The organism is Micromonospora parathelypteridis, from assembly GCF_014201145.1.
GTDB classification, from domain to species: Bacteria; Actinomycetota; Actinomycetes; order Mycobacteriales; family Micromonosporaceae; genus Micromonospora; species Micromonospora parathelypteridis.
In genome coordinates, this window is the sequence record NZ_JACHDP010000001.1 from 4934354 (window position 1) to 4959810 (window position 25457).

General features: G+C 71.7%; 22 protein-coding genes. 10 read left to right on the top strand and 12 right to left on the bottom strand.

The genetic code is table 11. The features are described from left to right. Positions 1 to 45 precede the first annotated feature (45 nt). The 7 genes from HNR20_RS22260 to HNR20_RS22290 all read right to left on the bottom strand — a co-directional run bounded on the left by HNR20_RS22260 (position 46) and on the right by HNR20_RS22290 (position 8985). Positions 46 to 828 (bottom strand): anti-sigma factor family protein, encoded by a 783-nt coding sequence (locus HNR20_RS22260; protein ID WP_184183023.1) that lies wholly within the window; start codon positions 826 to 828, stop codon positions 46 to 48. Beyond that, positions 825 to 1517 (bottom strand): sigma-70 family RNA polymerase sigma factor, encoded by a 693-nt coding sequence (locus HNR20_RS22265; protein ID WP_184183025.1) that lies wholly within the window; start codon positions 1515 to 1517, stop codon positions 825 to 827. Before HNR20_RS22265 ends, HNR20_RS22260 begins: the two co-directional genes overlap by 4 nt. 125 nt (positions 1518 to 1642) lie before the next feature. Further along, positions 1643 to 2500 carry a spermidine synthase gene (locus HNR20_RS22270; RefSeq protein ID WP_184183027.1) on the bottom strand — a complete coding sequence of 286 codons (858 nt, stop codon included), beginning with the start codon at positions 2498 to 2500 and terminating at the stop codon, positions 1643 to 1645. 18 nt (positions 2501 to 2518) lie between these two features. Further along, positions 2519 to 3478 (bottom strand): hypothetical protein, encoded by a 960-nt coding sequence (locus tag HNR20_RS22275; protein ID WP_184183029.1) that lies wholly within the window; start codon positions 3476 to 3478, stop codon positions 2519 to 2521. A 114-nt stretch (positions 3479 to 3592) separates the two neighbouring features. Continuing rightward, entirely contained in the window at positions 3593 to 6067 is a 2475-nt protein-coding gene (locus HNR20_RS22280) for an AAA family ATPase (RefSeq protein WP_184183031.1), read from the bottom strand. After that, the gene (locus tag HNR20_RS22285) at positions 6067 to 7215 is read right to left on the bottom strand and encodes an exonuclease SbcCD subunit D (protein WP_184183033.1); all 1149 of its coding nucleotides are present in this window, start codon (positions 7213 to 7215) and stop codon (positions 6067 to 6069) included. The genes HNR20_RS22280 and HNR20_RS22285 overlap by 1 nt, the downstream gene beginning before the upstream one ends. An 18-nt stretch (positions 7216 to 7233) precedes the next feature. Beyond that, entirely contained in the window at positions 7234 to 8985 is a 1752-nt protein-coding gene (locus HNR20_RS22290; RefSeq protein ID WP_184183035.1) for an ATP-binding protein, read from the bottom strand. Positions 8986 to 9219: 234 nt separating this feature from the next. Between HNR20_RS22290 and HNR20_RS22295 the strand changes: the two genes are divergently transcribed. Both HNR20_RS22295 and HNR20_RS22300 read left to right on the top strand, forming a co-directional pair. Then, complete coding sequence (locus tag HNR20_RS22295; protein WP_184183037.1) at positions 9220 to 9738, top strand: SigE family RNA polymerase sigma factor; 519 nt, start codon at positions 9220 to 9222, stop codon at positions 9736 to 9738. After that, the gene (locus HNR20_RS22300; RefSeq protein WP_184183040.1) at positions 9731 to 10480 is read left to right on the top strand and encodes a hypothetical protein; all 750 of its coding nucleotides are present in this window, start codon (positions 9731 to 9733) and stop codon (positions 10478 to 10480) included. The genes HNR20_RS22295 and HNR20_RS22300 overlap by 8 nt, the downstream gene beginning before the upstream one ends. A gap of 2 nt (positions 10481 to 10482) precedes the next feature. On the opposite strand, the gene HNR20_RS22305 is transcribed toward HNR20_RS22300, so the two are convergent. Next, positions 10483 to 11229, bottom strand: coding sequence for a pyrimidine reductase family protein (locus tag HNR20_RS22305; protein ID WP_184183043.1), 747 nt, complete (start codon positions 11227 to 11229; stop codon positions 10483 to 10485). A 150-nt stretch (positions 11230 to 11379) separates the two neighbouring features. Here HNR20_RS22305 and HNR20_RS22310 point away from each other — a divergent pair, with 150 nt between their 5' ends. From HNR20_RS22310 to HNR20_RS22335, 6 genes are all read left to right on the top strand, one after another. Beyond that, positions 11380 to 11934: a plasmid pRiA4b ORF-3 family protein gene (locus tag HNR20_RS22310; RefSeq protein WP_184183046.1), complete on the top strand. Its 555-nt coding sequence runs from the start codon at positions 11380 to 11382 to the stop codon at positions 11932 to 11934. Between the two features lie 245 nt (positions 11935 to 12179). After that, positions 12180 to 13469, top strand: coding sequence for an ABC transporter substrate-binding protein (locus HNR20_RS22315; protein WP_184183048.1), 1290 nt, complete (start codon positions 12180 to 12182; stop codon positions 13467 to 13469). Between the two features lie 109 nt (positions 13470 to 13578). After that, a complete protein-coding gene (locus tag HNR20_RS22320) occupies positions 13579 to 14550 on the top strand; it encodes a carbohydrate ABC transporter permease (protein WP_184183050.1) in 972 nt (323 codons plus the stop codon). A 10-nt stretch (positions 14551 to 14560) separates the two neighbouring features. After that, positions 14561 to 15403, top strand: a complete 843-nt coding sequence (locus tag HNR20_RS22325; RefSeq protein WP_184183052.1) for a carbohydrate ABC transporter permease — start codon at positions 14561 to 14563, stop codon at positions 15401 to 15403. Further along, positions 15400 to 16821 (top strand): GH1 family beta-glucosidase, encoded by a 1422-nt coding sequence (locus HNR20_RS22330; RefSeq protein ID WP_184183054.1) that lies wholly within the window; start codon positions 15400 to 15402, stop codon positions 16819 to 16821. Before HNR20_RS22325 ends, HNR20_RS22330 begins: the two co-directional genes overlap by 4 nt. 82 nt (positions 16822 to 16903) lie before the next feature. After that, the gene (locus HNR20_RS22335; RefSeq protein ID WP_184183056.1) at positions 16904 to 17950 is read left to right on the top strand and encodes a LacI family DNA-binding transcriptional regulator; all 1047 of its coding nucleotides are present in this window, start codon (positions 16904 to 16906) and stop codon (positions 17948 to 17950) included. A 218-nt stretch (positions 17951 to 18168) separates the two neighbouring features. Here the strand turns inward: HNR20_RS22335 and HNR20_RS22340 are convergent, their stop codons facing one another. Then, entirely contained in the window at positions 18169 to 19389 is a 1221-nt protein-coding gene (locus HNR20_RS22340) for an acyl-CoA dehydrogenase family protein (RefSeq protein ID WP_184183070.1), read from the bottom strand. Further along, positions 19389 to 20468, bottom strand: a complete 1080-nt coding sequence (locus tag HNR20_RS22345; protein ID WP_184183071.1) for a phosphotransferase family protein — start codon at positions 20466 to 20468, stop codon at positions 19389 to 19391. The genes HNR20_RS22340 and HNR20_RS22345 overlap by 1 nt, the downstream gene beginning before the upstream one ends. A 150-nt stretch (positions 20469 to 20618) precedes the next feature. Here HNR20_RS22345 and HNR20_RS22350 point away from each other — a divergent pair, with 150 nt between their 5' ends. Together HNR20_RS22350 and HNR20_RS22355 are read left to right on the top strand one after the other, a co-directional pair. Then, positions 20619 to 21320, top strand: a complete 702-nt coding sequence (locus tag HNR20_RS22350; RefSeq protein WP_184183074.1) for an ACT domain-containing protein — start codon at positions 20619 to 20621, stop codon at positions 21318 to 21320. Between the two features lie 90 nt (positions 21321 to 21410). Continuing rightward, positions 21411 to 22475: a GNAT family N-acetyltransferase gene (locus HNR20_RS22355; RefSeq protein WP_184183077.1), complete on the top strand. Its 1065-nt coding sequence runs from the start codon at positions 21411 to 21413 to the stop codon at positions 22473 to 22475. 24 nt (positions 22476 to 22499) lie between these two features. On the opposite strand, the gene HNR20_RS22360 is transcribed toward HNR20_RS22355, so the two are convergent. Next, positions 22500 to 24065, bottom strand: coding sequence for an aldehyde dehydrogenase family protein (locus HNR20_RS22360; protein ID WP_184183081.1), 1566 nt, complete (start codon positions 24063 to 24065; stop codon positions 22500 to 22502). A 223-nt stretch (positions 24066 to 24288) separates the two neighbouring features. Continuing rightward, complete coding sequence (locus HNR20_RS22365; RefSeq protein WP_184183084.1) at positions 24289 to 25194, bottom strand: quinone oxidoreductase family protein; 906 nt, start codon at positions 25192 to 25194, stop codon at positions 24289 to 24291. Between the last annotated feature and the right edge of the window lie 263 nt (positions 25195 to 25457).

Here is a 25457-nt window from a genome sequence, read left to right on the forward strand (position 1 = left end):
CGCCGGCCATTGTGACAATGACCGGCGCCGACAGGGTACGCGAGACTACAGCGGCACCGTGACCAGCGGGCTCGCCACACCGGCGGCATCCACCGACTGCACCTGGAGCTGCTTGATCTCCTCCGCCAGAGCCGACGTCGAAGCACTCAACTCGAGGCCCTGCGGTCGGGCGTTGGTGCCGTAACCCTCATTGGGCACCGACCAACTCGAGACAACCTCGGTGCTGCCGTTCTTTCGCACCACCACCAAGCGGCACGTGCGCGGGCCGGGCAGCTTCCGCAGGCTGAAATTGATCCGGGTGCCGTACTCCCGCTTCACCAGGAACATGGTGGTCTGCACACCGGTGGTCGGGTCGGTGGCCTCGACCTGGTCGCCCTCCTCCTCGGTGCCGCCGACACCCGGACCGCTCGGCGGGGCCGTCGGCCCGCTCGTCGTCGGGTCGCTCGGCGCGCTCGGCGTCGACTCGGCGAGCACCCCCGGCGACGGCTCGCTGTCGGTCACGTTGACGAAGCCATACCCGGTCAGCCCGCCGAAGACCACCACCGCGGCGGCGGTCGCGAGCATCTGACGAAACCGGGTGCGCCGGCGGTCGGCCCGGACCGCGCCCAGCGTCCGGTCCAGCAGCGCCGGGTCCGTCGCGGTCTGCTCCAACGCCATCATCGTCTCGCCGTCGATGTCGGAGAGAAGCCCCACCACCGGCACCATCGTCTCCAACTCGGCGGCACACGCCCAGCAGGTGGCGAGATGCTCCTCGAACCGCTCAGTGTCCTGCTCGTCGAGCACGCCGAGCGCGTACGCCGCGACGTCCATGTGGTCCGGCCGGCTCATTCTGTCACCCCCCGCTCCTGCAGAGCCGTGCGCAGCGCGCGCAGCGCGTAGTAGACCCTCGACTTGGCGGTGCCGAGTGGCAGCCCCAACTCCTCGGCGGCCTCCGGCACCGTCCGGCCCCGAAAGTACGTCGAGATCAGGATCTCCCGGTGCGACTGACTGAGCGTACGCAGCGCGTCCGCCACCGTCATGGTCCGCAGCACCCGGTCGGTGCTGTCCGCCTCGGCGAACGCGGTGAGATCCCGGTCGTACGTCTCCGGCGGGCGGGCCTCCTGGCTGCGGTGCTCGTCGATGGCGATCCGGCGGGCCACCGTGACCAGCCACGGTCGCAACGAACCCTGCCCCTGCGTGCCCAGGCGGTGCGCGTTACGCCACGCCCGCAGCAGGGTCTCCTGGACGATGTCCTCCGCACGCTGCCGGTCCCCCCCGGTGAGACGCATGACGAACATCAGCAACGGGCCGGCGTGCTCGGCATAGAGCAAGCGGATCAGCTGATCGGAGTGGCTGGCCTCGGTTGACGTCGCCTGATGGCGCCCGGGCGCCGGTCGCGGCGTCACCGGACCATTCTGGCGAGACGTCGCGCGTGCGTCGACCCCCCGGGCAGACGACGTCGGCCGCGACGAGGACCGCGCCGACAACCAGTCCGCGCGTACCGCGTCGCCATGCCAACCGGCCGCCACCGCATGCATGCAGACCTCCGGGGTGTCCGTGACCATCGCCGGCCCACGAAGCGGGCCGCCCGGTGGTACGCAGCACCGCCCCGAGCGGATCAACAAACGGCGAAAAAAATTCTGCGCGGGTGTCGGGTGGGCGGTCAGCGGCGGACGGAGAACAGGCCCGGCGGTGGCGGATCGGAGCCGGTGGCGTCCGCGTCCCGGACCACCTGCGCGCCGCTGGCGAAGCGGTCCAACTCGTCGCCGGCCACCACCCGGCCGGGGAACCAGTCGCCGGCAGCGCGCCGGGTCAGCTCCGGCACCGGCGGCGTCACCCGCCCGGCGACCAGCACCAGATTCCCGTACCGACGCCCACGCAACACCGCCGCGTCGCCGACCAGACAGGCCTGCGGCAACACCGACCGGACCGTGGCGACCTGCCCACGCGCGTGCCGCAGCGGCGGGCCGTCCGCCAGGTTCGCCAGATACCAGCCGGCGGGGCGGAGCACCCGCGCCACCTCGGCCGCGTACTCCACCGACGTGAGGTGCGCCGGAGTACGGGCACCGGCGAAGACGTCGGCGACCACCACGTCGTAACTGGCGTCCCGCGTGGAGGTCAACACCGCCCGCGCATCCTCCACCCGGACCCGCAGCCGGGTATCGGACGGCCACGGCAACACCCGGCGAACCAGCTCCACCAGAGCGCCGTCCACCTCGGACACCCGCTGGGTGGAGCCGGGCCGGGTGGCCGACACGTACCGGGGCAGGGTCAGAGCGCCGCCGCCCAGATGCAGCACCCGCAGCGGCTCACCGGCCGGTGCGATCAGGTCCACGGCGGCGGCCAACCGCCGCACGTACTCGAATTCCAGATGCGTGGGGTCGGTCAGGTCGACGTGCGACTGCGGCGCGCCGTCCAGCAGCAACGTCCACGAGCCGGCCCGGTCCTGGTCCGGAACAAGCTCGGCCTGCCCGGTGTCCACCTGCTCGACCACCCGGTCAGCCGCCCGTTTACGTCCCATCCCGACCAGTATCCGCGTTCAACGGGCGGCGCGGGCCGCAGCGGTCAACGCGCGGTGCAGCAGTCGGGAATCGCCGAGCAGGGCACGCAGTCGGCGTTCCAGCCCGGCGATCGGGATCAGATTCTGTGGCGCCCGCGGATCCTTGTACGGGGTGGAGGCGAAGCGCGGCAGAGTGACCAGCGACAGGTCGGCCAGCTCGATCGCCGCCTCGACGGGCAGGTCGGCAGAGCACTCCACCCGGACGATGCCCGCCCACGGCGCGCCGACCGCCACCGGCAGCCGCAGATACCACGACCAGCCACCCCAGGCGGTGCCCAGCCGGAACACCGGCGAACGCTCACCCGACGCCATACCGGTCACCACCGCGGTCAGCCGGGCATCCAGGTACTGGCTGTGCTGGGTCTTGATATAGCCGAGCGTGCGCGGCAACTGCCGGCGACTACGCAACGGCCCGTCCACCACCAGCAGGTCACCATCGACCCGGGCGGCGTCGGACACCGCCACCTCCAGCGCGGTCAGCGGACCCTGCACGGCGGCCGGCAGCTTCGCCAGCTCACCGGTGCCACCCACCCGGTGCACCGGGTAACGAATCGCACCGGCCACCACGTCCTGCGCCGACGGGCTCGCGGTGAACAGGCCCCGGCCAACCCGGGTACCGGCCAACTGCGCCGCACCCCGCCCCAGGTCGCACCGGACCACCCCGGCCGCGTACGAGGCGGCCAGACCGGGGAACGACCCGCCGTCGGTCTCCGCCGTCCAGATGCTCGCGTCGATCCGGCGAACCCCGTCGACCAGCAGCACCACGTCGGGTGCCCGCACCCCGGGGCGTACCCCGATCGCCCGCCAGTCCACGGCGGGCAACTCCACGTCCGCCTCGACCTGCGCGCTGCTCGGCGTGGCCGGCCCGGCAGCGGACGCCTCGAACGACGCCCCGTACGCCGGATCCCACGAGTCGACAAAGAACGCGGCGTCACTCAACGCGTGGGCCTCTCGTTCGCGGCTGCGGGGCTCCGCTGCGCTGCACTCCTCGCGCTCACCGCGCTGGCCTCTCGTTCGCGGCTGCGAGGCTCCGCTGCGCTGCACTCCTCGCGCTCACCGGCCGGTCCGTTCGACGCGGGCTGACCGGGCATCCTTACGGACCTCGAAGCGGACCGGGATCCGCTCGGCCAGCGCCGGCACGTGGGTGACCACGCCGACCATCCGGTCGCCCCGGGCGGCCAGGTTCTCCAACGTGGCGGCGACGGTGTCCAGGGTGGCCGCATCGAGCGTGCCGAAGCCCTCGTCCAGGACGATCGACTCCAGGCTCGCCGCCGTGGTCGACATCCCGGCCAACTGCTCGGAGAGCGCCAACGCCAACGCCAGCGACGCCTGGAACGTCTCACCCCCGGAGAGGGTGCGTACGCCCCGGCGCAGCCCCGCGTCGTGGTGGTCGACCACGACGAACTCGCCCTTGTCGTGCACCAGCTCGTACTGGCCGGAGGAGAGCTCCCGCAGGATCCCCGACGCGCCGTCGACCAGCAGGTCCAACGCCTCGGCCAGCAACCACCGCTCGAAGTTGTTGGCCCGCAGGTGCCCGGCCAGCGCGCGCGCCACCTGCGCCTCCCGCTCGTGCCCGGCCCGCTGCTCGCGCAACGTCCCGGCCTGCTCCCGACGCTCCCGCAGCCGCCGTCGGTCGGCGTCGGCCCGTTCCACCGCCACTGTCGCGGCGTGCACCGGGTCGTCGCCGACCGGCACGTCGGCGTCGGCGAGGAGGCCGGCGATCCGCCGCTGCACCACGTCGGCCACCGACTCGGCCTCGGCGACCGCGGCAGCTCGGCCGGCCCGGTCGGCGCGGCGGCGATCCGCCTCGCTCGTCGTCCAACCGGTCAGCACGGCCCACGCGGCGGCCACGTCGTCCCGATCCGTCGCGGGCGGGCCGAACCGGGCCAGCCCGTCACGGGAGGTGTCGAAGGCCCGCCACGACGCCCGCAGCCGCTCCTCGGCGGCGTCCACCCCGGCCCGGGTCTGGCGTGCGGTCTCGCGGCCGGCCCGGACCGCGGTCGCCGCCTCCTCCAGCGCGCGCCGCAACCGGGCGTGCTCGGCCAACTCCCGGCGCAGCACCGCCGGCTCGGCCGCACCGGCGAGCTGCCCGTCCAGCTCGGCCAGTCGGGCTTCCAACTGCTCCTGGCGGGCCCGCGCCTGCACCAGCAGCCGCTCCAGGTCACGTGCTGCCGCGTCCCGCTGCTGCACGGCCGTCTGCGCGGCCTTGGTCGCGGCCCGCGCCGCCTTGCCCGCCGCCGTCGCGGCCGCCACCGCCGAATCGGCCGGCACCGCCGGGACCTGCGCCACCGGCTGCTCACAGACCGGGCAGGCCGCGCCGGCATGCAGGTGCACCCGCAGGCTGACCGCCAGGTCGGTGGCCTTCGCCTCCTCGTGCGCCCGGAAGGCCGCCTCCAACTCGGCGTCGGCCCGCTCGGCCGCCGCACGGGCGGTGGTCAGCGCGGCCACCGCCGTAGCGTGTTCGTCGTTCGCCGCGCTCACCGCGGCACGGACCGTGTCGGCCTCGCCGGACAGCCGGTCCCGATCGTCGTACGCCCGCAGCAGCAGTCGCACCGCGCTCTCGTCGCCGGCACCGGCCAGCTCGCCGCGCAGCTTCTCCTCCCGCTCCTCGGCCAGCGACACCCCGTTCGCCGCGGCCTCGGCCTCGGCCCGCGCCGCCGTGACCGCCCGGGCCACCTCGGCCACCCCGCCCGGCGCACGCACCCCGGTCAACACGGTCAGCTCGTCGTCGAGGGCGGTCAGCGCCGCCGCCGCCTCCCGGGCGGTGGCTTTGGCCGACGCCAGCTCCGGCACCGCGGCGGTCACCGCGGCCGCCAGCTCGGCCATCTGGTCGACCCGGGCGTCGGCCTCGGCCAACGCCTCGTCGTCCACGCCGGTCAGCCCGGCGAGCAACTGGTCGACCGCGTCGAGTCGGGCGTCCGCCTGTGCGGCGCGCACCGTCGCCTTCTTCTGCACGTCCTCGTAGACGCCGAGGCCGAGCAGGTTGACCAGGATCTGCTGCCGGGTCGCCGGCTTGGCGTGCAGGAAATCGGCGAACTGCCCCTGCGGCAGCACCACACAGCTGGTGAACTGCTCGTACGGCAGCCCGACCGCCTCCAGCACCGCCTGCTCCATCTCGGCGGGAGTGCCGGCCACCACCTCGCCGAGGTCGTCCGGGCTCAACCCGGTGTCCAACTTGGTCACGTCGAAGCCGGCCGGCATCAGCTGCAACCCGGCGTTCGCGGTCTTGACGTTGCCCCGGCCGTCCCGGCGCACCACCCGGGTGGCCACATAGCGGGCCCCGCCGGACTCGAAGACCAACCGCACCCGGGCCTCGGTCGCCGACGGCGCGAGCGCGTTCGCCAACCCTCGGGCGCCACCCCAGCGGGGCACCATGCCGTAGAGGGCGAAGCAGATGGCGTCCAGCACCGTCGACTTACCCGACCCGGTCGGACCGATCAGGGCGAAGAAGTCGGCGTCGGTGAAGTCGATGGTGGTGTCGTCCCGGAAGACCGTGAAACCGGCCATGTCCAACCGCATCGGACGCATCAGTGATCGACCTCCTCGAAGAGCTCGTCGAAGAGCTCCCGTACGCCCTCGTCGGCGTGACCCCGGCTGTCCAGGTAGTCGGCGAACAACTCCCGTGGCGAACGCCCGGAGCGTTGCGCGATGCGGGCACCGCTGCCCGGCGCGGCCAGCAGCTCCGGGTCGATCCGGATCTCCAGCGCCCGGGGGAGTAGCTCCTGCACCTCCTCGCGCAGGCCGGCGCGGGGTTGCTCCCGCACGAACACCCGCAGCCAGGCGTCCGGTGCCTCGATCTCGGCGAGCTGGGCCAGGGTGCCGCGCACCGTCCGCAGCGCGCTCGCCGCGGTCACCGGCACCTCACGCACCCGGGCGGCGGTGCTGGCGGTCACCTCCACCACCGTCACCGAGGGGACATTCTCCTGCTCACCGAAGTCGACAGCGAGCGGGCTGCCGCTGTAGCGCACCGGGCAGGGCCCCTCGACCCGCTGCGCCCGGTGCAGATGGCCCAGCGCCACGTAATGCGCGGTGGCCGGAAAGACGGTGGCCGGGACGGCGTAGCCCAGCACCGTGTGCGCGTCCCGCTCGCCGCCGCCGGTGGCCGCGCCGGTCACCGTCAGGTGCGCGGTGACCAGGTGCACCCGGTCCGGTTCGCGGAAACCCTCGGTCAGTCGCTCCAGCACCCGGCCCAGGTGGTCGGCGTACGTCTGGTTGGTCTCCGCGGCGGTCAGCTCGTACATCTCCAAGGCGCGGATCGCGTACCGCTGGGAGAGGAACGGCAGGGCGGCCAACTGCCACCGCTCGCCGTCGGCGGTGACGCCGTCGATCACGTGCTCGTCCGGATCTTCGCGCACCCCGCCGCGCAGCGTGATGCCGGCGGCATCAGCCCAGGGGCGCAGCGCGTCCAGCGCGGGGCCGTTGTCGTGGTTGCCGCCGATCGCGACCACGTCCGCGCCGGTGCGGCGCAGCGCGGTCAACGCCCGGGTGACCAGGCGGGTCGCCTCCGAGGTCGGCGCGGCGGTGTCGTAGAGGTCGCCAGCGACGATCACCAGATCCGGCTGCTCGGCGCGGGCAATGTCGATCACCCCGGCCAGCACGGCCTTGTGCTCCTCGGCCCGGGACTGTCCCTTGAGCACCTTTCCCACGTGCCAGTCGGAGGTGTGCAGGATCTTCATGGCTGTGCTGGCCCCTGCCTAGAACGGGATGTCGTCGTCGGTGCCGCCACCGGAGCCCACCACGGCGAAAGGGTCGGCGGACTGGGTGATCGAGCGCAGCGTCTCGGATGGTGCCCGGCCCGCCTCGGAGACCCGGGTGGCCCAGGCCGGGAACGGGAACTCCAGGCAGAGCGGCACCGGGATGTCCGGCTGGTTGACGAACATGGTGCCCGGCTTGGCCAGCAGCGCCCGCTGTCGCTGCGCGGGCGGGAGGAAACCGTACTCCGGGCGGGAGGCCTCGGCCGGGTCGAGCCGGCCGACCACCCGGATCGCCGAGTTGGTGACGATGCGCCGTTCCACCTCGCTCGCCGTCTGCTGCGCGCCGATCAGGATCACCCCGAGCGAGCGACCCCGCTCGGCGATGTCCAGCAGGACCTCCTTGATCGGGGAGGAGCCCTCGCGGGGGGCGTACTTGTTGAGCTCGTCGAGGACGACGAAGAGCAGCGGCTTGGCGGTGCCGGACTTCTCCTTGCGCTCGAACTCGCTCTTGAGCGTCACGCCGACCACGAACCGTTGGGCGCGATCCGGAAGATTGTGCAGGTCGACCACGGTGACCTGCGCCGACTCGCTGGTGTTGATGGAATGCGGGCGGCGGGTGGCGAGGTCGCCGCGGATCAGCCGGGCGAGGTCCTTCTTGCTGCCGATCAACCGCCGGGCGAACGCGTTGACGGTGCCCAGACCGACCGCGCTGCCCGCCCAGTCGGAGCGGGTCTCGTCGTTGTTGAGCTGGTCGACGATGTGGTCGACCAGATCGCCGTAGGAGCCGAGCCGAACCCCGTCGATGCTCACCCCGCCGTCGGCGGGCTGGGCGTAGCGGGCCAGGTGCGCGGTCACCGAGTGGACCACCATCGTGTACTGCTGGCGCTCGTCGTCGGCGTCGGCGAAGACGTACGGCAGGAGCCGGTCGGCGCAGAACTCGCTCAGCGTCCAGTAGAACGAATCGACCCCGGTGAGCCGGCTGCTCACGTCCGGCGTGCCGGCCGCGTCACCGACGCGGGGCGGGGCGTACACCCGCACGTCCGGGAAGGCGCCGGCGCTCAGACCCAGCTTCGCGTACGCCGCGCGGGTGGGCTCGTCGAGCCGGGTGTTGGGGTGGTCCAGGAAGAGCAGGTCCTCACCCTTGACGTTGAAGATCAGCGCCTTGGCGTTCACCGCGTCGCCGCCCAGCACCCCGGAGCGGAAGACCGAGTAGAGCAGGAAGGTGGCGAAGCTGGTCTTGGTGGCGACCCCGGAGATGCCGGAGATGGAGACGTGCGCGCCCCGGCTGCCGTCGAGGAAGTCGGCGTTGAGGTAGACCGGGACCCCGTCGCGACCCATCCCCATCGGGATGCGCCGCTCCATCCGGTCGAAGTGCAGCGCACGCGCCCGGGCGTCGCCCTCGGCCCGGTGCACCACCGCGCCCGGGGTCGGCGGCACGTAGAGCTCCGGATCGACCCGTGTGGTGGTGACCTCGGCCGCCTCCTGCACCATCGCGGGAAGCGTGCCGTCGGCGATGGCGAACACGTCGGAGTCGAACTGGGCGCCCTCGTGCCGAGCGCGGACCTGGGTGACGACGCCGGCGATCGTCACCGGCTCCCGGTTGGGCAGCTCCCGCCGGGTGACCACGACGTCGTCGAGCTGGAGGTAGCTGCCGGGTGCCACGGCCGTCCAGAACTGCAACGGAGTGGCGTCGGCGGTGCCCAGCACCCGCCCGACCGCCTCGCCCGGGCTGTCGAGGTCGGCGTCGGTCATCGGGCGACTCGGGTCGGTCGGGCAGCACGGTCGGGAACCATGCTGTGCATCCTGCCCGAGGAGTACGACAGGTCGCCACGCGACGCGGCGGACGACACCATGCGCCGTCACACTCATGACGCTGGGTGCTCGTCCGAGTGCGTGAGGTGGGCGGGAGTGATGTCCGCGCGCACCACGCACGGCCAGCACTCAACTCCCGGGGCGCCGGTCGCGTTACCTAGGCATGGAGCACGCATGAATGACGACTTCGGCGCCTTCGTCGCGACGAGCGGCCCGCGACTGCTCCGCTTCGCCGTACTGATCACCGGGCAGCGGGCGGACGCCGAGGACCTGCTGCAGGAGGTGCTGGAGCAGGCGTACCCACGCTGGTCTGCGGTCCGGCAGCGGCAGCCGGAGGCCTACCTGCGTCGCGCGATGACCAATCGGCTCGTCAGCCGGTGGCGCTCACCGTGGAACCGACGTCGGGTCGCCGGCCTTCCGGACGTGCTGCCGCAGCAGGATGAGATGACCCGGGTCGACGACCGCGAGTTGCTGCTGGCGGCACTGCGGGACCTTCCGCCGCGGATGCGGGCGGTGGTGGTGGTCCGGTACTGGCTTGGTTTCTCCGAGGCGGAGGCAGCTGCCGAACTGGAATGTTCCGTGGGGTCGGTGAAGAGCCAGGCCTCCCGTGGTCTGCACCGCCTGCGGGCCCGGCTGGAGGCTGCCGGTGTTTACCCACTCGACCTCGACCTTGCGGAGGAGAATCATGCGTGACCACGAGGTGGCTGGCCTGCTCGACCATGCTGTCGCGACCGTGGAGCTGCCGCCCGGTCTCGCGCACCGGGTCATCACGAGAAGCCGGACGCGCCGCCGTCGGCGTCTGCTGCTGTCGGGTGGCACGGTGGCCGTGGTGGTCGCCGCCGGGGCACTGGTGCTCCCGCAACTGTGGCCCGCCGGTCGCGGTGGCGGTAGCGAGGGCGGGGGCACCGGGCCGAGCGCCGCTGCCGACGTCCCGGCCGGAATCGTCGGTCCCGACGGTCGACGGGTGCCCTTGGCGCAGGTCGTGGCAGTCGGCCGGGCCGGGACGGAGACGCTGGTGCTGATCCGACGCGAACCACGCGCCCAGGAGCGGGCCGCCGGGGGACAGGCCGTCGAGGTCCTGGTCGCCCCGGACGCGGGCGAACCGCGCCGGTTACTCGACTACCTCTCGTACGACCTGGCCTGCGTCGACGGTGACGCGGTCTGCGCGGCCGTCCGATCCACCAGCAGCGGGCTGGGCGTGGCCGTGGCCCGTCGCTCCGGCGGGCGGCTCTACGTCCTGGTCCAGGCGCCGCAGGGGCGCACCGTCGAGGTCGTCGCCAACGGCGTGCCGCATCCGCTCGGCGCGGCGCCGCAGGGCGCGGTGGTCGAGGTGGTCGCCGCCGAGCCGTACGAAGATGTGCAGGTGTGGGCGAGCACCGAGGACGGCCGGCGCTACCAGATCCCGTGGGCTCCCGGGGCGGTGCTCGTCGACTGAGATCACGGGCGGGCGTGGCGGAGCATGAGCACACCGTTTTCGGCGGCGAGCACGTGCCGCAGGGACAGCTGTCGAGGTGGCACGGTGTCGCCCGCGGTGATCCGGCCCGGCCCGGGGCCCGCCAGCATCGGTGAGACGGTCAGGCACAGCTCGTCCACCAGGTCCGCGGCGGTGAGCGCGCCGAACAGGTGTGGGCCGCCCTCGCAGAGCAGTTGGGTCAGCCCGCGTCGGTGCAGCTCGGTGAGACCGGCGGCCAGGTCGACCCGCCCGGTGCCGCAGCGCAGCAGGTCGGCGACGTCGGTCAGGCCGGGTGGCGGATCGGCGTCGGCGTGGGTGAGCACGATCGGGCGGGTCGGCGCGTCGGCGAAGGCGGCCTGCGCCGGATCCAGGTCGAGTGACCCGGAGACGACCACCAGCGTCGGGTACTCGGTCAGCCCGCGTTCGCGGCGCCAGGCGCGGCGCCGCTCGTTGAGGCGGACCGCCCGGTACCCCTCTTGGCGAAACGTGCCTGCGGCCACCACCAGCGCGTCGCAGACCATCCGCAGCAGGCCGAACACCCGCTTGTCCGGCTCACCGGAGAGCCCGGCGGAGTAGCCGTCCACGCTGACCGCGCCGTCCAGGCTGGTGACGAAGTTGACCCGGAGCCGGGGCTCGTCGGCGCGGTCGTAGAGGGCGGTCAGCGCGTCGTCGTCGAGCGGCTGCGTCGAGGGCTCCGGCCAGAGCCGCCGGATCGGGATTCCGACGGTCATTCGCTGGCCGGACCGGTGACCGGAGGGGTCGGTTCGGCGGTACGGTGCTGGCAGTCGCACCAGTTCCGGCCCGGGCAGTCGTCGTGCCGCCGGGCCCGGCACGCTCGGCAGATCATGCTCGCAGCCTAAGCCGCGGGAGGACAGGACAGCATGCCGCGTCAGATCTTCCAGCTGAAGATGTCCCTCGCCGGCGTCCGCCCGCTGGTGTGGCGCCGGGTGCTCGTTCCGGCCGGGTACACGCTGGACCGGCTGCACCGGGTGGTGCAGCACGCGATGGGTTGGCGGGACTGCCACCTGCACTCGTTCGAGATCGACGCCGTGCAGTACGGCGAGCCGGACCCGGACGGGGAGTTGGCGCTGCACGACGAGCTGGACGTGCGGCTGGACGCGGTGCTCGGCAAGGGCAGCCGGTTCTCCTACACGTACGACTTCAGTGACTGGTGGGAGCACGACCTGGTCGTGGAGGACGCGCTGACCGTCGATGCCGACGAGCGGTACCCGGTCTGTCGCGACGGCGAGCAGGCCTGCCCGCCGGAGGGCATCGGCGGGTCGTCGGGCTATCAGGCGCTGCTTGTCGCGTTGGGCGACGGCGGCGACCTGGCCGACCCGCGGCACGCGATGCTGCGCGACTGGGCGGGCTCCACCTTCGACCCGTCCCGCTTCGACCCGCGCCGGACGACCACCCTCCTGCGCCGCTTCTGCTGACCCCGCCCGCACTCCCGGTTGGGGGTGATTTGGGAGGTGGGGACAGGGCGTGAGCTCTGAGGAAGCGTGGCGGTAACGATCTGGGAACGCTCCCATCGCCCTATTGACACTCCCGTTACCTGTCGGCAATCTCATGGGAGCGCTCCCGAGGTGGCATGGGTCACTCACGCAATCCCCGGTCTGGCGCAATGAGCACCCCCCACCACAAACCACCCAGCCTCACCACCGGAAAGAGGGGTCAGCGAATGAGTGTCACCACGCGGCGTACCCGCCTGGCGGCCGCTGCCCTGGCCGCGATCACCGCAATCGGCGGTCTCGCGGCCTGCGGCAACGACGACGACAAGCCGGCGGCCGGCGAGAAGCCGGCCAAGTTGGTCGTCGACACCTTCGGCGAGATGGGCTACGACGAGCTCGTCAAGCAGTACGAGAAGGACACCGGCATCAAGGTCGAGCTGCGCAAGACCGCGCAGCTCGCCGAGTACCGGCCGAAGCTGGTCCGCTACCTGGCCACCGGCAAGGGCGCGGCGGACGTCACCGCCCTGGAAGAGGGCATCCTCAACGAGTTCAAGCCCAACGCGCGCAACTGGTCCGACCTCGCGCCGCTGGTCTCCGACCACTCCAAGGACTACCTGCCCTGGAAGTGGGAGCTGGGCAAGGCGCCGGACGGTCGGCTGATCGGCCTGCCGACCGACGTCGGCAGCCTCGCCGTCTGCTACCGCAAGGACCTGTTCCAGGCTGCCGGTCTGCCGACCGAGCGCGACCAGGTGTCGGCGCTCTGGCCGGACTGGAACGGCTTCCACCAGGCCGGTCTGAAGTACAAGCAGGGCAGCGGTGGCAAGGCGCTCATCGACTCGATCACCGCCGTCTCGAACGGCGTGATGTTCCAGGGCAACGGTGACCTGTTCTACGACAAGGAAGACAACATCATCGCGGACACCAGCCCCGCGGTGAAGAACGCCTGGGACACCGCGACGTCGATGGCGGACATCTCCGCCAAGGCGCAGACCTGGTCGCCGGAGTGGTCGGGTGGCTTCAAGCAGGGCACCTTCGCGGCCACCTTCTGCCCGTCCTGGATGCTCGGCATCGTGTCGGACAACTCCGGTCCGGCCAACAAGGGCAAGTGGGATGTCGCGTCCGTGCCGGGCGGCGGCGGTAACTGGGGCGGCTCGTGGCTCGCGGTCCCGGCGCAGAGCAAGTACCCGAAGGAGGCGGCGAAGCTCGCCGAGTACCTGACCAACGCGAAGAGCCAGGTCGAGGCCTTCAAGCTCAAGGGCCCGCTGCCCACGAACCTGGAGGCGCTGAAGAACGACGCGTTTACCAGCTACACCAACGAGTACTTCAGCAACGCGCCGACCGGCAAGATCTTCGGGGAGAGCGTCGCCAAGATCCAGCCGACCCACCTGGGCCCGAAGCACCAGGCGGTCAAGGAGAACGCGCTCGAGCCGGCCCTGCGGGCTTTCGAGAGCGGGCAGGCCAACAAGGCGAAGGCCTGGGAGCAGTTCACGAAGGACGCCAAGACTCAGGGTGCCTTCTGAGTGATTCCCTGCCGGTGGCGTTCGGGGCTTCCCGGACGCCACCGGCCGGTCCCCTCCGCGTAGCGCCCTGCGCGAGGGCCCCCGGGCCTCGCCGGAAAAGGAAATTCGCATGAGCCTGTCGGCCACGACGGCACCGCCGTCGCCAGCAGCACCGCCTTCTCCCGACGTCGATGCGCGACGTCGGCGGGGGAGGTTACTCAACCGCTTCGATGTCAAGTACTCGCCGTACTTCTACATCGCCCCGTTCTTCCTGATCTTCGGCGCCTTCGGGCTGTACCCGATGGTGCGTACCGCCTGGATGTCGCTGCACGACTGGGACATGATCGGCGACCACACCTTCATCGGGTTCGACAACTACACCCGGCTGTTCTCCGACGAGTACTTCTGGAACGCGCTCGTCAACACGTTCGGCATCTTCGCCCTGTCGACCATCCCGCAGCTGTTGCTCGCCCTCTTCCTGGCGAACCTGCTGAACCGGACCTTCCTGCGCGCCAAGACCTTCTTCCGGATGGCCATCTTCATGCCGAACGTGGTCTCGGTGGCCGCGGTCGCGATCGTCTTCGGGATGCTGTTCCAGCGGGAGTTCGGCCTGTTCAACTGGCTGCTCAGCTTCGTCGGTGTCGACCCGGTCGACTGGGACGGGCAGCGGTGGAGTTCGTGGTTTGCCATCTCGACGATGGTCAACTGGCGGTGGACCGGGTACAACACCCTGATCCTGCTCGCCGGCATGCAGGCGATCCCGAAGGACCTCTACGAGGCTGCGGCGATCGACGGCGCCAGCCAGTGGCGGCAGTTCTGGCAGATCACCCTGCCCATGCTCAAGCCCACCTTCATCTTCGTGGTCATCCTGTCCACGATCGGCGGCATGCAGCTCTTCACCGAGCCGCTGCTCTTCGCCAACGGCAACATCCTCGGCGGCAGCCAGCGGGAGTTCCAGACGCTGGCCATGTACATGTACGAGATGGGCATCTCGAACCTGAACACCGCCGGCTACGGAGCCGCGGTCGCCTGGGCGATCTTCATGATCATCGTCGTGGTGTCGCTGTTCAACTTCCTACTCGTCCGCCGCTCGGCGAAGTGAGGAGAGAGCGATGATCTCGGCTTCCCAGCGCCTCTGGCGCACCAGCCCGTTGACCTACGCGGCACTCGTCCTGGCGGCGCTGCTGTCGATCTACCCGTTCTACTACATGTTGGTGATCGGCAGTCGCAGCCTGGACTCGATCAACGACGTGCCGCCGCCGCTGACCCCCGGCGGAGCGTTCGGTGACAACTTCGGGCGGGTGCTCGACAACGACGCCGCCAACTTCCTCACCGGCATGATGAACTCGATCATCGTCTCCTCGGTGGTCACCCTGTCGGTGGTGCTCACCGGTTCGCTGGCCGGGTTCGCCTTCGCCAAGCTGCGGTTCCGGGGCAGCAACGCCCTCCTGCTGGCGATCATCGTCACCATGATGATCCCGACCCAGATGGGGCTCATCCCGCTCTGGGGCATGATGCAGGACCTGGGGTGGTACGACACCCTCTACGCGGTCACCGTGCCGTTCCTGGTCAGCGCCTTCGGCGTGTTCATGATGCGGCAGTACGCCAGCCAGGCCATCTCCGACGAGCTGATCGAGGCCGGTCGCGTCGACGGGGCGAGCACGTTCCGGATCTACTGGAGCATCGTGCTGCCCGCGCTGCGCCCCGCCGCGGGCGTCCTCGGTCTGCTGACCTTCATGGAGACCTGGAACTCGTTCATCTGGCCGTACGCCATCCTCACCCCGGAGAACCCGACCCTGCAGGTCTCGCTCTCCTTCCTCTCGTACGCCTACTACACCGACTACTCCCAGGTGTTCGCCGCCACGGCGATCGGCACGATCCCCCTGGTGCTCGTCTTTCTCGTGTTCGGCCGCCAGATCATCGGCGGGATCATGGAAGGTGCCGTCAAGTCGTGAGCAACCCCGCCAGCCCATTCGCCGTTGACGTCCTCGACGAGCGCCCCGGGCTGACCTTCCCACCCGGTTTCCTGTGGGGGGCCGCGACCGCGGCGTACCAGATCGAGGGGGCAGCGGCCGTCGACGGCCGCACCCCGTCGATCTGGGACACCTTCAGCCACACCGACGGTCGGGTCCTCGCCGGGCACACCGGCGACGTGGCCTGCGACCACTACCACCGGCTCGGCGAAGACGTCGCGCTGATGGCCGAGCTGGGCCTGAAGTCGTACCGTTTCTCGGTCTCCTGGTCCCGGGTGCAGCCCGGCGGCACCGGCGCGGCCAACCCGCGGGGTCTGGATTTCTACCGGCGGCTGGTCGACGAGTTGCTGGCCAACGGCATCGAGCCGTGGCTCACCCTCTACCACTGGGACCTGCCGCAGCCCCTGGAGGACGCCGGCGGGTGGCCGGCCCGGGACACCGCGGCCCGCTTCGCCGACTACACGACGTTGGTGGCCGACGCGCTCGGTGACCGGGTGCGCTACTGGACCACGCTGAACGAGCCGTGGTGCTCCGCGTTCCTCGGCTACGGCTCCGGGGTGCACGCTCCCGGTCGCACCGCCGGCGCGGACGCGGTCCGCGCCGGGCACCACCTGATGCTCGGTCACGGCCTGTCCGTGCAGGCGCTGCGGGCCGCCCGGCCGACCGCCGAGGTGGGCGTGACCGTCAACCTCTACCCGGTCGACCCGGCCAGCGACACCCCTGCCGACGTGGACGCCGCCCGGCGGATCGACGGGTTGGCGAACCGGTTCTTCCTCGACCCGTTGCTGCGGGGGTCGTACCCGGAAGACCTGGTGGCCGACCTGAGCGCGGTGACCGACTTCGACCACGTGCAGGACGGTGACCTCGCGACCATCTCCACGCCGCTGGACCTGGTCGGGGTCAACTACTACAGCCGGCACGTGGTCGCCGCCCCGACCGGCAGCGTCGAGGCCGAGCCGGCCCCCTCGTGCTGGCCGGGCAGCGAGGACGTCCGGTTCGTCACCCGCGGCGTCCCGGTCACCGACATGGGCTGGGAGATCGACGCCCCGGGCCTGGTGGAGACGCTGCGCCGGGTGCACGACTACACCGACCTGCCCCTCTACGTCACCGAGAACGGCTCGGCGTTCGTCGACACGGTGGTCGACGGAGAGGTCGACGACGTCGACCGGCTGGCCTTCTTCGACGCGCACCTGCGCGCCGCGCACGAGGCGATCAACGCCGGAGTGCCCCTGCGGGGATACTTTGCCTGGTCGTTGATGGATAATTTCGAATGGGCCTGGGGTTACACCAAGCGCTTCGGCATGATCCACGTCGACTACGACAGTCAGGTACGCATCCCCAAGTCCAGCGCCAAGTGGTACGCCTCGGTGATCCGGCGCAACGGTCTGGCCGCACAATAGGCTCGGGCCAGCCATCAGGACGGTCCTGGCGTCCACCTCTCGCAGGTGGCGCCGGGTCCGCCCGCCGTCGGAGGAGCAGACGATGACAACGCAGCGCACCCGGTCGCTCGGGCGCCCGACCCTCGATGCGGTCGCGGCGCGCGCCGGTGTCGGCCGGGGCACGGTCTCCCGCGTGGTCAACGGCTCACCACAGGTCAGCCCGGAGGCCCGGGCCGCGGTCCAACAGGCCATCGCCGAGCTGGGGTACGTGCCGAACCGGGCCGCCCGTGCGCTCGTCACCCAGCGGACCGACTCCGTCGCGCTGGTGGTGTCCGAATCCGGTGAGCGGGTCTTCACCGAGCCGTTCTTCGCCGCGATCGTCCGGGGGATCAGCTCCGGGCTGCTGGAGACGCCGATGCAGCTCTGGCTGGCCATGGCGCAGTCGCCGGTGGAGCGGGAGCGGGTCGAGCACCACCTGACCAACCAGCACGTCGACGGCGTACTGCTGCTGTCTCTGCACGACTCCGACCCGCTGCCGACGCTGCTGGAGGAGCGCGGCCTGCCCGCCGTGCTCGGCGGTCGGCCCGCCCGGATGCTGCAACCCGGTGCTCAGCCCGCCTGGTTCGTCGACGTGGACAACGTTGGCGGGGCCCGGCAGGCGGTGGAGTACCTGACGAGGCAGGGACGGCGGCGCATCGCCACCATCGCCGGGCCGCAGGACATGGGTGTCGGCCTGGCCCGGCTGACCGGCTACACCGAGGCGGTCAAGACCAACGGGGCCGGCGTCAACCCCGACCTGATCGTGTACGGCGACTTCAGCGAGGGCAGCGGCGCGTCCGGCATGCGCCGACTGTTGGACACCTGCCCGGATCTGGACGCGGTCTTCGTCGCATCGGACCTGATGGCGTTCGGCGCGTTGCGGACCCTGCGCGAGGCCGGCCGGCGGGTGCCCGAGGACGTCGCGGTGATCGGCTTCGACGACGCGACGATCGCCCTCCGGGCGGACCCGCCGCTGACCACGGTCTTCCAGCCGGTGGAAGAGATGGGCCGGCAGATGGCTCGCCTGCTGGTCGCCCGAATTCGCGGCGACGACATCCCCGCCCCGCAGATCGTCCTGGACACCCAGCTGGTCCACCGCGCCTCCGCCTGACCCACCCCCGCCCGCCCCGGTGGCCATCGACGGGGTCAAAGGGCAAGATCACGCTCGATCCTGGTTGTAGTGGTCTCCGTGCGGCTGGAGGCCACTACAACCAGGAAGTAGCACGATCTCGCGCGGCGCGGGGATGCGTCGCGCGGGGTGCGGAGGGTGTGCGGTCGCGCGGGGTGCGGAGGGCGTGCGGTCGTGCGGCGTGTTCGGGGTTGGCGTGGTCAGGCGGGGGTGGCGGTCCAGCGGCGGAGTTCGCGCTTGGCGAGGGAGTTGCGGTGGACCTCGTCGGGACCGTCGGCCAGGCGCAGGGTGCGGGTCTGCGCCCAGAGGGCGGCGAGGGGGGTGTCCTGGCTGACGCCGGCGCCGCCGTACCCCTGGATGGCCTTGTCGATCACCCACTCCGCCATCGCCGGGGTGCCGATCTTGATGGCCTGGATCTCGGTGTGGGCGCCCTTGTTGCCGACGGTGTCCATCAGCCAGGCGGTCTTCAGCACCAGCAGCCGGGCCTGCTCGATACGCACCCGCGACTCGGCGATCCACTCCCGGACCACGCCCTGCTCGGCCAGCGGCCGGCCGAACGCGATCCGCTCGTTGGCCCGGCGGCAGAGCAGCTCCAGTGCTCGTTCGGCCATCCCGATCAGCCGCATGCAGTGGTGGATGCGGCCCGGACCCAGCCGGGCCTGGGCGATGGCGAAGCCGGTGCCCTCGGCGCCGATCAGATTCTCGGCGGGCACCCGGACGTCGGTGAAGTCGATCTCGGCGTGCCCGCCGTGTGAACCGTCGGTGTAGCCGAAGACGGTCATGCCCCGGCGGACGCTCACCCCGAGGGTGTCCCGGGGGACCAGCACCATGCTCTGCTGGCGGTGCCGGTCGGCGGCGGGGTCGGTCTTGCCCATCACGATGAAGATCTCGCAGCGCGGGTCCATCGCACCGGACGACCACCATTTGCGCCCGTTGATGACGTACTCGTCGCCGTCACGGGTGATCCGGGTGGCGATGTTGGTGGCGTCGGAGGACGCCACGTCCGGCTCGGTCATGCAGAACGCGGAGCGGATCTCCCCCTCCAGCAGCGGCATGAGCCAGCGTTGCCGCTGCGCGTCCGAGCCGAACTCGGCCAGCAACTCCATGTTGCCGGTGTCCGGTGCCGCGCAGTTGACCGCCTCCGGCGCGAGGTGCGGGCTGCGCCCGGTCAGCTCGGCGAGCGGCGCGTACTGCAGGTTGGTCAGGCCGGCGCCGTAGCGCGGGTCGGGCAGGAACAGGTTCCACAGGCCGCGCTTGCGGGCCTCGGCCTTCAGTTCGGCCAGCACGGGGGTACGCGACCACGGGTCACCGGCGGCGACCTGCTCGGCGTGCACGGCTTCGGCCGGGTAGACATGTTCGGTCAGGAACCGGGTCAGCTCGTCGCGCAGCTCCTCGGTCCGGCTGTCGAATGAGAAGTCCATCACCGCTCCCTGGCGGCGGTCAGCCCGTGCGCGACCAGCGGTGCCACCATCTCGCCGATCCGGTCGAAGCCCTCGCCGAGCGTCTGCCCGAGCGTGTGGCGGTAGTGAATGCCCTCGCAGATGACCGCGAGCTTGAAACAGCCCAGCGCCACGTGCCAGTGCAGCGGGCCGACGTTCACGTCGCTGCGCCTGGCGTACCGGTCGATCAGCTCGCTGCCGGTGGGGAAGCCGGCGCGCGGGCCGAGCCCGTCGGCGACCGGGTTGCCCGCGGCGGTGTCGCTGCCGCCCAGCACGTCCCAGTACGTCAGCAGCAGCCCCAGGTCGGCGAGGGGGTCGCCGAGGGTGGCCATCTCCCAGTCGAGCACCGCGTGCACGGCCACCGGGTCGGCCGAGGCGAGGAGATTGTCCAACCGGTAGTCGCCGTGCACGATCCGGCCGGCGTTCGCGCCCTCCGGGGCGGTCGCCGCGAGCAGGTCACGCAGCTCGTCGATGCCGGGCAGCGGGCGGCTGCGCGAGCGGTCGAGTTGTCCGCCCCAGCGGCGGACCTGCCGCGCGAGGTAGCCCTCCGGGCGGCCGAAGTCGCTCAGCCCGACCGTGGACGGCTCGACGCTGTGCAGCGCGGCGAGCGTGTCCATCATCGCCAGGGCGAGGGCGCGGCGTCGCTCGTCACCCAGCGGGTCGGTCTGCGCGCGGGTGCGGAACACCTCGCCGGGCATCCGCTCCATCAGGTAGAACGGCGCGCCGATCACGTCCGGATCGGTGCAGAGCAGCAGCGCGCCCGGGACCGGCACCTCGGTCGGCGCCAACGCCGAGATGACCCGGAACTCGCGGGCCATGTCGTGCGCGGTCGCCAGCACGTGCCCGAGCGGAGGGCGGCGCAGCACGACCTCCCGGTCGCCGAGGCTCAGCAGGTAGGTGAGGTTGGATTTGCCGCCCGCGATCAGGTTGGCCCGTAGCGGACCGACGGCCAGCTCGGGTCGGTGCTCGGCCAGGTAGCCGGCGAGCCGGTCCAGGGAGAGCCCGGCGGGAGAGGTGGGGACGGCACCCGGCCGCACTGCATCGACGGCCGGATCACTCATCGGACTAGTTCATGGCAGCTCGCTCACGTTGTCAAGGTCAGATTTTCCCCTCGGGACATGCCTCTGCAACAGGGACGAAATGGTCAACAGTCAGGCTGGGACGCAGCCTGCCGGCCGCTCTTCGCCGGCCCGCCGAGCGGAGGGACAGACATGTTGCTGCGAGTTCGGGTCACCCTGCCGGACCGTCCGGGCACGCTCGGCCAGGTCGCCCGCACGCTGGGCGTCTCCGGGGCGGACATCGTCCAGGTGGTGGTCCTCGAACGTCTCGGCGGGCGCGCGGTGGACGACTTCACGGTCGTCTGGCCGGGCGCGGCGCGGGTGGAGCGGCTGCTGGCTGGTCTCGCGGCGATTCCGGGCGTGCGGGTGGACGGTGTGTGGCGGGCGATCGGCGCGCCCACCACCACCGGCCAGGACGCGGAGCTGTTGGCCCAGGTCGCGGCCAACCCGGCCGACGGGCTGGCCACCCTGGTCGACGCGGTGCCCGGGCTGCTGGCAGCCGACTGGGCCGTCGCCGCCGTGGTGCCGGTCGACTGGGCGTCACGGAACGGGAGTGGCGGGGCAACCGTGGGGCACGCGAGCTGGCGTACTCCCGTACCCCTGCGGTTGCCGGAGGTGACCCCGCTGCGCGGGCGGTCGATGACCACGCCCGACGGCACCCACCACGCGATTGCGCCGTTCGGCCGGGCGGGCCTGGTGCTGGTGGTGGCCCGCGAACACAGCGAGACCCTCTCCGCCGCCGCGTTCCACAGCACCGAGGTGGACCGGCTCACCCAGCTCGTCCGGGCCAGCGCGGTGATCCTCGGTGATCGGCTCGACCTCGTCGGGACGCCCCCGGTGGTCGCCGGCCCCTGAGCAGTCCGAGGAGTTCCCGGGCCGACACCGCTGAGCAACCGGGCGGCAACAGGCGGGGGCAAGGCTCTTGGGTGGGGAAGGGAGCCAACCATGACGTTGTGGCGGATTCGAGCCACCGTGGACGACCGGCCGGGATACCTGTCGGTGCTCACGGCGAGCCTCGCGCTGCGCGGGGTCAACATCCTCACCGTGCAGGTGCAACCCACCGAGCAGGGCGCGGTGGACGACTTCCTGGTGGACGCGCCGGACACGCTCGACGAGGCTGAGCTGATCGCCGCCGTCGAGCGCGGTCGGGGCCGGGACTGCTGGGTTGCGCGCAGCGAGGCGCGCGGCCTGGCCGACCAGCCCACCCGGGTGCTCGGCCTGGCCAACCGGCTGGTGCGTGACCCGGACGCGACGGGCGAGGCGTTGCGGACGCTGCTCGGCGCCGACTCGGTCAGCTGGCGACCCGCGTCGACCGGCGTCGAACGGGGGATCACCGGCGCCAGCATGCTGCTGGCCGACCCGGCGGGCGGTTCGTTCTCGTTGCGCCGGGCCGCGCCGGCCTTCACCCCGGCGGAGTACGCGCGGGCGCAGGCCCTGGTCGAGCTGGCCGCCACCGTGGCGCGCCGGGCTGCGGAACAGGTCACCCTGGTGCTGCCCGACGGAGCCGAGGTGGACGTCCGGCCGGCCAGCGCGCACGACCTGTCCGGCGTGCTGGAGCTGCACGAGACGTGCTCACCGCGTAGCCGGCAGCGGCGTTACCTGGGCGGGGCGGCGCTGCCGCAGCCGGCCCGACTGCGTCGGCTGCTGGAACCGAGTCGTGGGCTGACTCTGCTCGCCACCACCACCGGCTCGGACGGCGCGGCGGAGTCGGTGGTCGCCATGGCGAACCTGCTCGGTGAGGGTGACGAGGCCGAGGTGGCGCTGCTGGTGCGGGACGACTGGCAGCGGCGGGGGCTCGGCTCCGCGCTGCTGCGCCGGTTGGCCCAGCATGCCGACCGGGCCGGGTACGCGGCGCTGGTGCTGCACGTGCAGGCGGAGAACGGCCCGATGCTGCGTACGCTGCGCCGACTGGGCCGGCCCGGCGCCGTGGACCGCGACGGCGCGTTCCTCACCATGACGGTTCCGCTCGCCGTGGCCGCCCTGGCGGAGCGGAAGGGCACCTCCGTGTAGCTGGCGCCCTCCCGCGTACTGCGCTCAGGTGGTGGGGTAGCTGTTGTAGTCGGGGAAGTTGCCGTAGAGCCGGCTGCCGCCGCCCACGGTGACGGCCTGCACCAGCAGGTCGCCGCCGACGAACGCGCCCTTCCAGGAGGCGCCCCGGCCGCCGAACGGCTCGTCCCGGTCACCCCGCGAACGCGGCTTGTTGATGCCCACCTTGAATGCCTGCAGGTCCACCGCGAGCTTGCCGGCCTCGTCGGTGTCGTCGCAGGCCAGCGATGCCACCAGGGCGCCGTTGGAGGCGTTCATCGCGGCCAGCAGTTCGTCGGTGGTGTCCACCACGACGATCGTGTCGACCGGCCCGAACGGCTCGGCGTGCATCAGCCGGGACCGGCCGGGCGGGGCGAGCAGCACCGCCGGTGCCACGTACGCCGAGGTGTCCTGCTCGGGCAGGAACGGCGCGCCGGTCAACTTGCCCCGGTGCAGCGGCACCGCGCCGCCACGGACCGCCTCGTCGACCTTGCGGTGCAGTTCGTCGGCCTTGGCGGCGCTGATCAGCGGGCCGAAGTCCAGCTCGGGCAGCGGGTCGCCGACGGCCCAGTCGTCGCCGACGGCGAGCGGGTGGCCGAAGCGGACGGAGCGTACGACCGGCAGGTACATGTCGAGGAACTCGTCGACCAGGTCGCGTTGGACCACGAACCGGGGGTACGCGGTGCAGCGCTGCTTGCCGTACTCGAAGCCCTTCTTGAGGTGGGTGGCGAGCAGGTCCCACTGGGAGAAGTTCCAGATGCCCCAGGCGTTGAGGCCCTCCTGCTCGATGAAGTGCCGCTTGTCGCTGTCGAGCAGCGCGGCGGCGACCTTGCCACCGTTGGAGCGGCCGCCGACGAACGCGACGGCGCCGATCTCAGGTGCCCGGACCAGCACTTCGGACAATTCCTCGCCACTGCCCGAGACGAGGGTGGCGGGCAGGCCGGCCCGGCGCATCAGCGCGTGCGCGACGGTCAGGCAGACCGCGCCGCCCTGGGACGGGGTCTTGGCGATGACCGCGTTGCCGGCCAGCAGCTGGACCAGTTCGGCGTGCACCAGGACGCTCATCGGGTAGTTCCACGACGCGATGTTGCTGACCGGGCCGGGGAGCGGCTCGCGGCCGTCGGCCAGCATCCGGTCGATCTCGCCGGCGTACCAGCGGACGCCGTCCAGCGCCCGGTCCACGTCGGCGCAGGCCAGCCGCCACGGCTTGCCGATCTCCCAGACCAGCAGCAGCGCGAGCAGGTCGCGGTGGGCGGTGAGTGAGTCCAGTGCGTCGGCGACCCGGGCCTTGCGGTCGGAGAGCGGGGTCTGGGCCCAGGCCCGGTGCGCGGCGGCGGCGTGCGTGACCGCGGCGCGGGCGGCCTCGGCGTCGAGCCGGGGCAGGTTGATGACGATGGTGTTGTCCACCGGGGTGCGGACCGGGGCAGGCTGGCCGCCTGCCCGCCAGTCGCCCTCGATGAGATTGTGCAGCGTGGTGATGCCGTCGACCTCGGCGCCGAACGCCTCCGGGGTGGCGGCCACCGCGCGGGCGAGGACGTCGGACCAGGCGGTGCCCTCGGCGAGTCGTAGTGCCATCGCGTTCTCCTCAGGGTTGACCGGGGAGCGGCGGCGTCGATGGCACCACTGATGATCGGTACTGTCTCGCGCCGGGTAGTCGGTCGGCAACAGTACGTTTGTCTGGCTGGGCGTGGTCACGTCCGGACAGTCGAGTGGCTGACGCAGCGGGGTCTGACCTGAGCAGTGCGGACGCAGATGCAGCCATCAACGACCATCGATGATGTGAAGTAGCTCCGGTTGCTCACACGAGCAGGGCGACCTTCCCGCCGGCGTGTCCCGAGGCCACGAGGTTCAGCGCGTCGGGAGCGTCCGCGAAGGGGAAGGTCTTCGCCATGGGCACCGTGAGGCGTCCCGCGCCGGCGAGCTCGATCAGGTGGGACCGAACCTGGTTCCGGTAGTCGGCGCTGTCGGTTTCGTGGCCGGCGATCCAGAAGCCGTCGGATTTCGCACGATCGGACGCCGCGCTGGAGGCGATGCGTCGGCGGTCAGCGACCAGGGCGAGTGAGACGTCGACGGCCTCGGCCGTGCCGACCGCGTCCAGGGCGACATCGACGTGATCGGTCAACTCGCGTACGCGTTGCTCAAGGCCCGGTCCGTAGGCCACCGGCTCGGCGCCGAAGCGTCGGAGCAGATCCCAGTTCTTCTGGCTCGCCGTTCCCAGCACGCGCGCTCCGAGCAGTTTCGACTGCTGAACGGCGCTGATGCCGACGGCGCCGGATGCGCCGTGGACGAGAACGACGTCGCCCGCCGCGATCTTGGTTCGGTGGACCATCTCGGCGGCGGTGGTGCCGGTGAGCAGGAGGTTGGCCGCTTCGGCCCATCCGAGGCCCGGTGGTTTCGCGAAGACGTCCCGGGCTGAGACGGTGACCGCGGTCGCGTAGCCGCCCTGCACCCGGAACGACAGGACCTCGTCGCCGATGTCGTGACCGTCGGCATCCTGCCCGAGCGCCGCGACAGTTCCGGACACCTCGTAACCGATGTCCGGCGCTCCGTCGGAGACGTTGATCGCGTCGACACGGTTCATGCCAACGGCGCGAACGGCAATCGTGACCTCGCCGGTGCCCGGGTCGGGGGCCTCCGGTTGGTGCAGTGTGAGCCGCGTGGCACCGGGGCCCTCGGGTGCCCACTTCTCCGTCCTGATGCTCATGCGACTCCCGCCTCCTGTCGGCGCACTCGTTGCGTACCGCCTGGTGGTGACGCTAGTCGTGGCTGCGGCGACGGTGTGGCGATAGCGCGGGCCCGGGTGCCCCTTCACAAATCGGTGACGAGCGCATTACATTGTCGGTTATCCATGGGAGCGCTTCCACAGCGCTGACTCTGGTCACGCCGCCACCCCACGCAGTCGCCGGTGGTCGTGCCGTTTCGACGCCGTCCCGCGTCGGTGCGGCCGCCGGCGGCGCCTCCGACAGG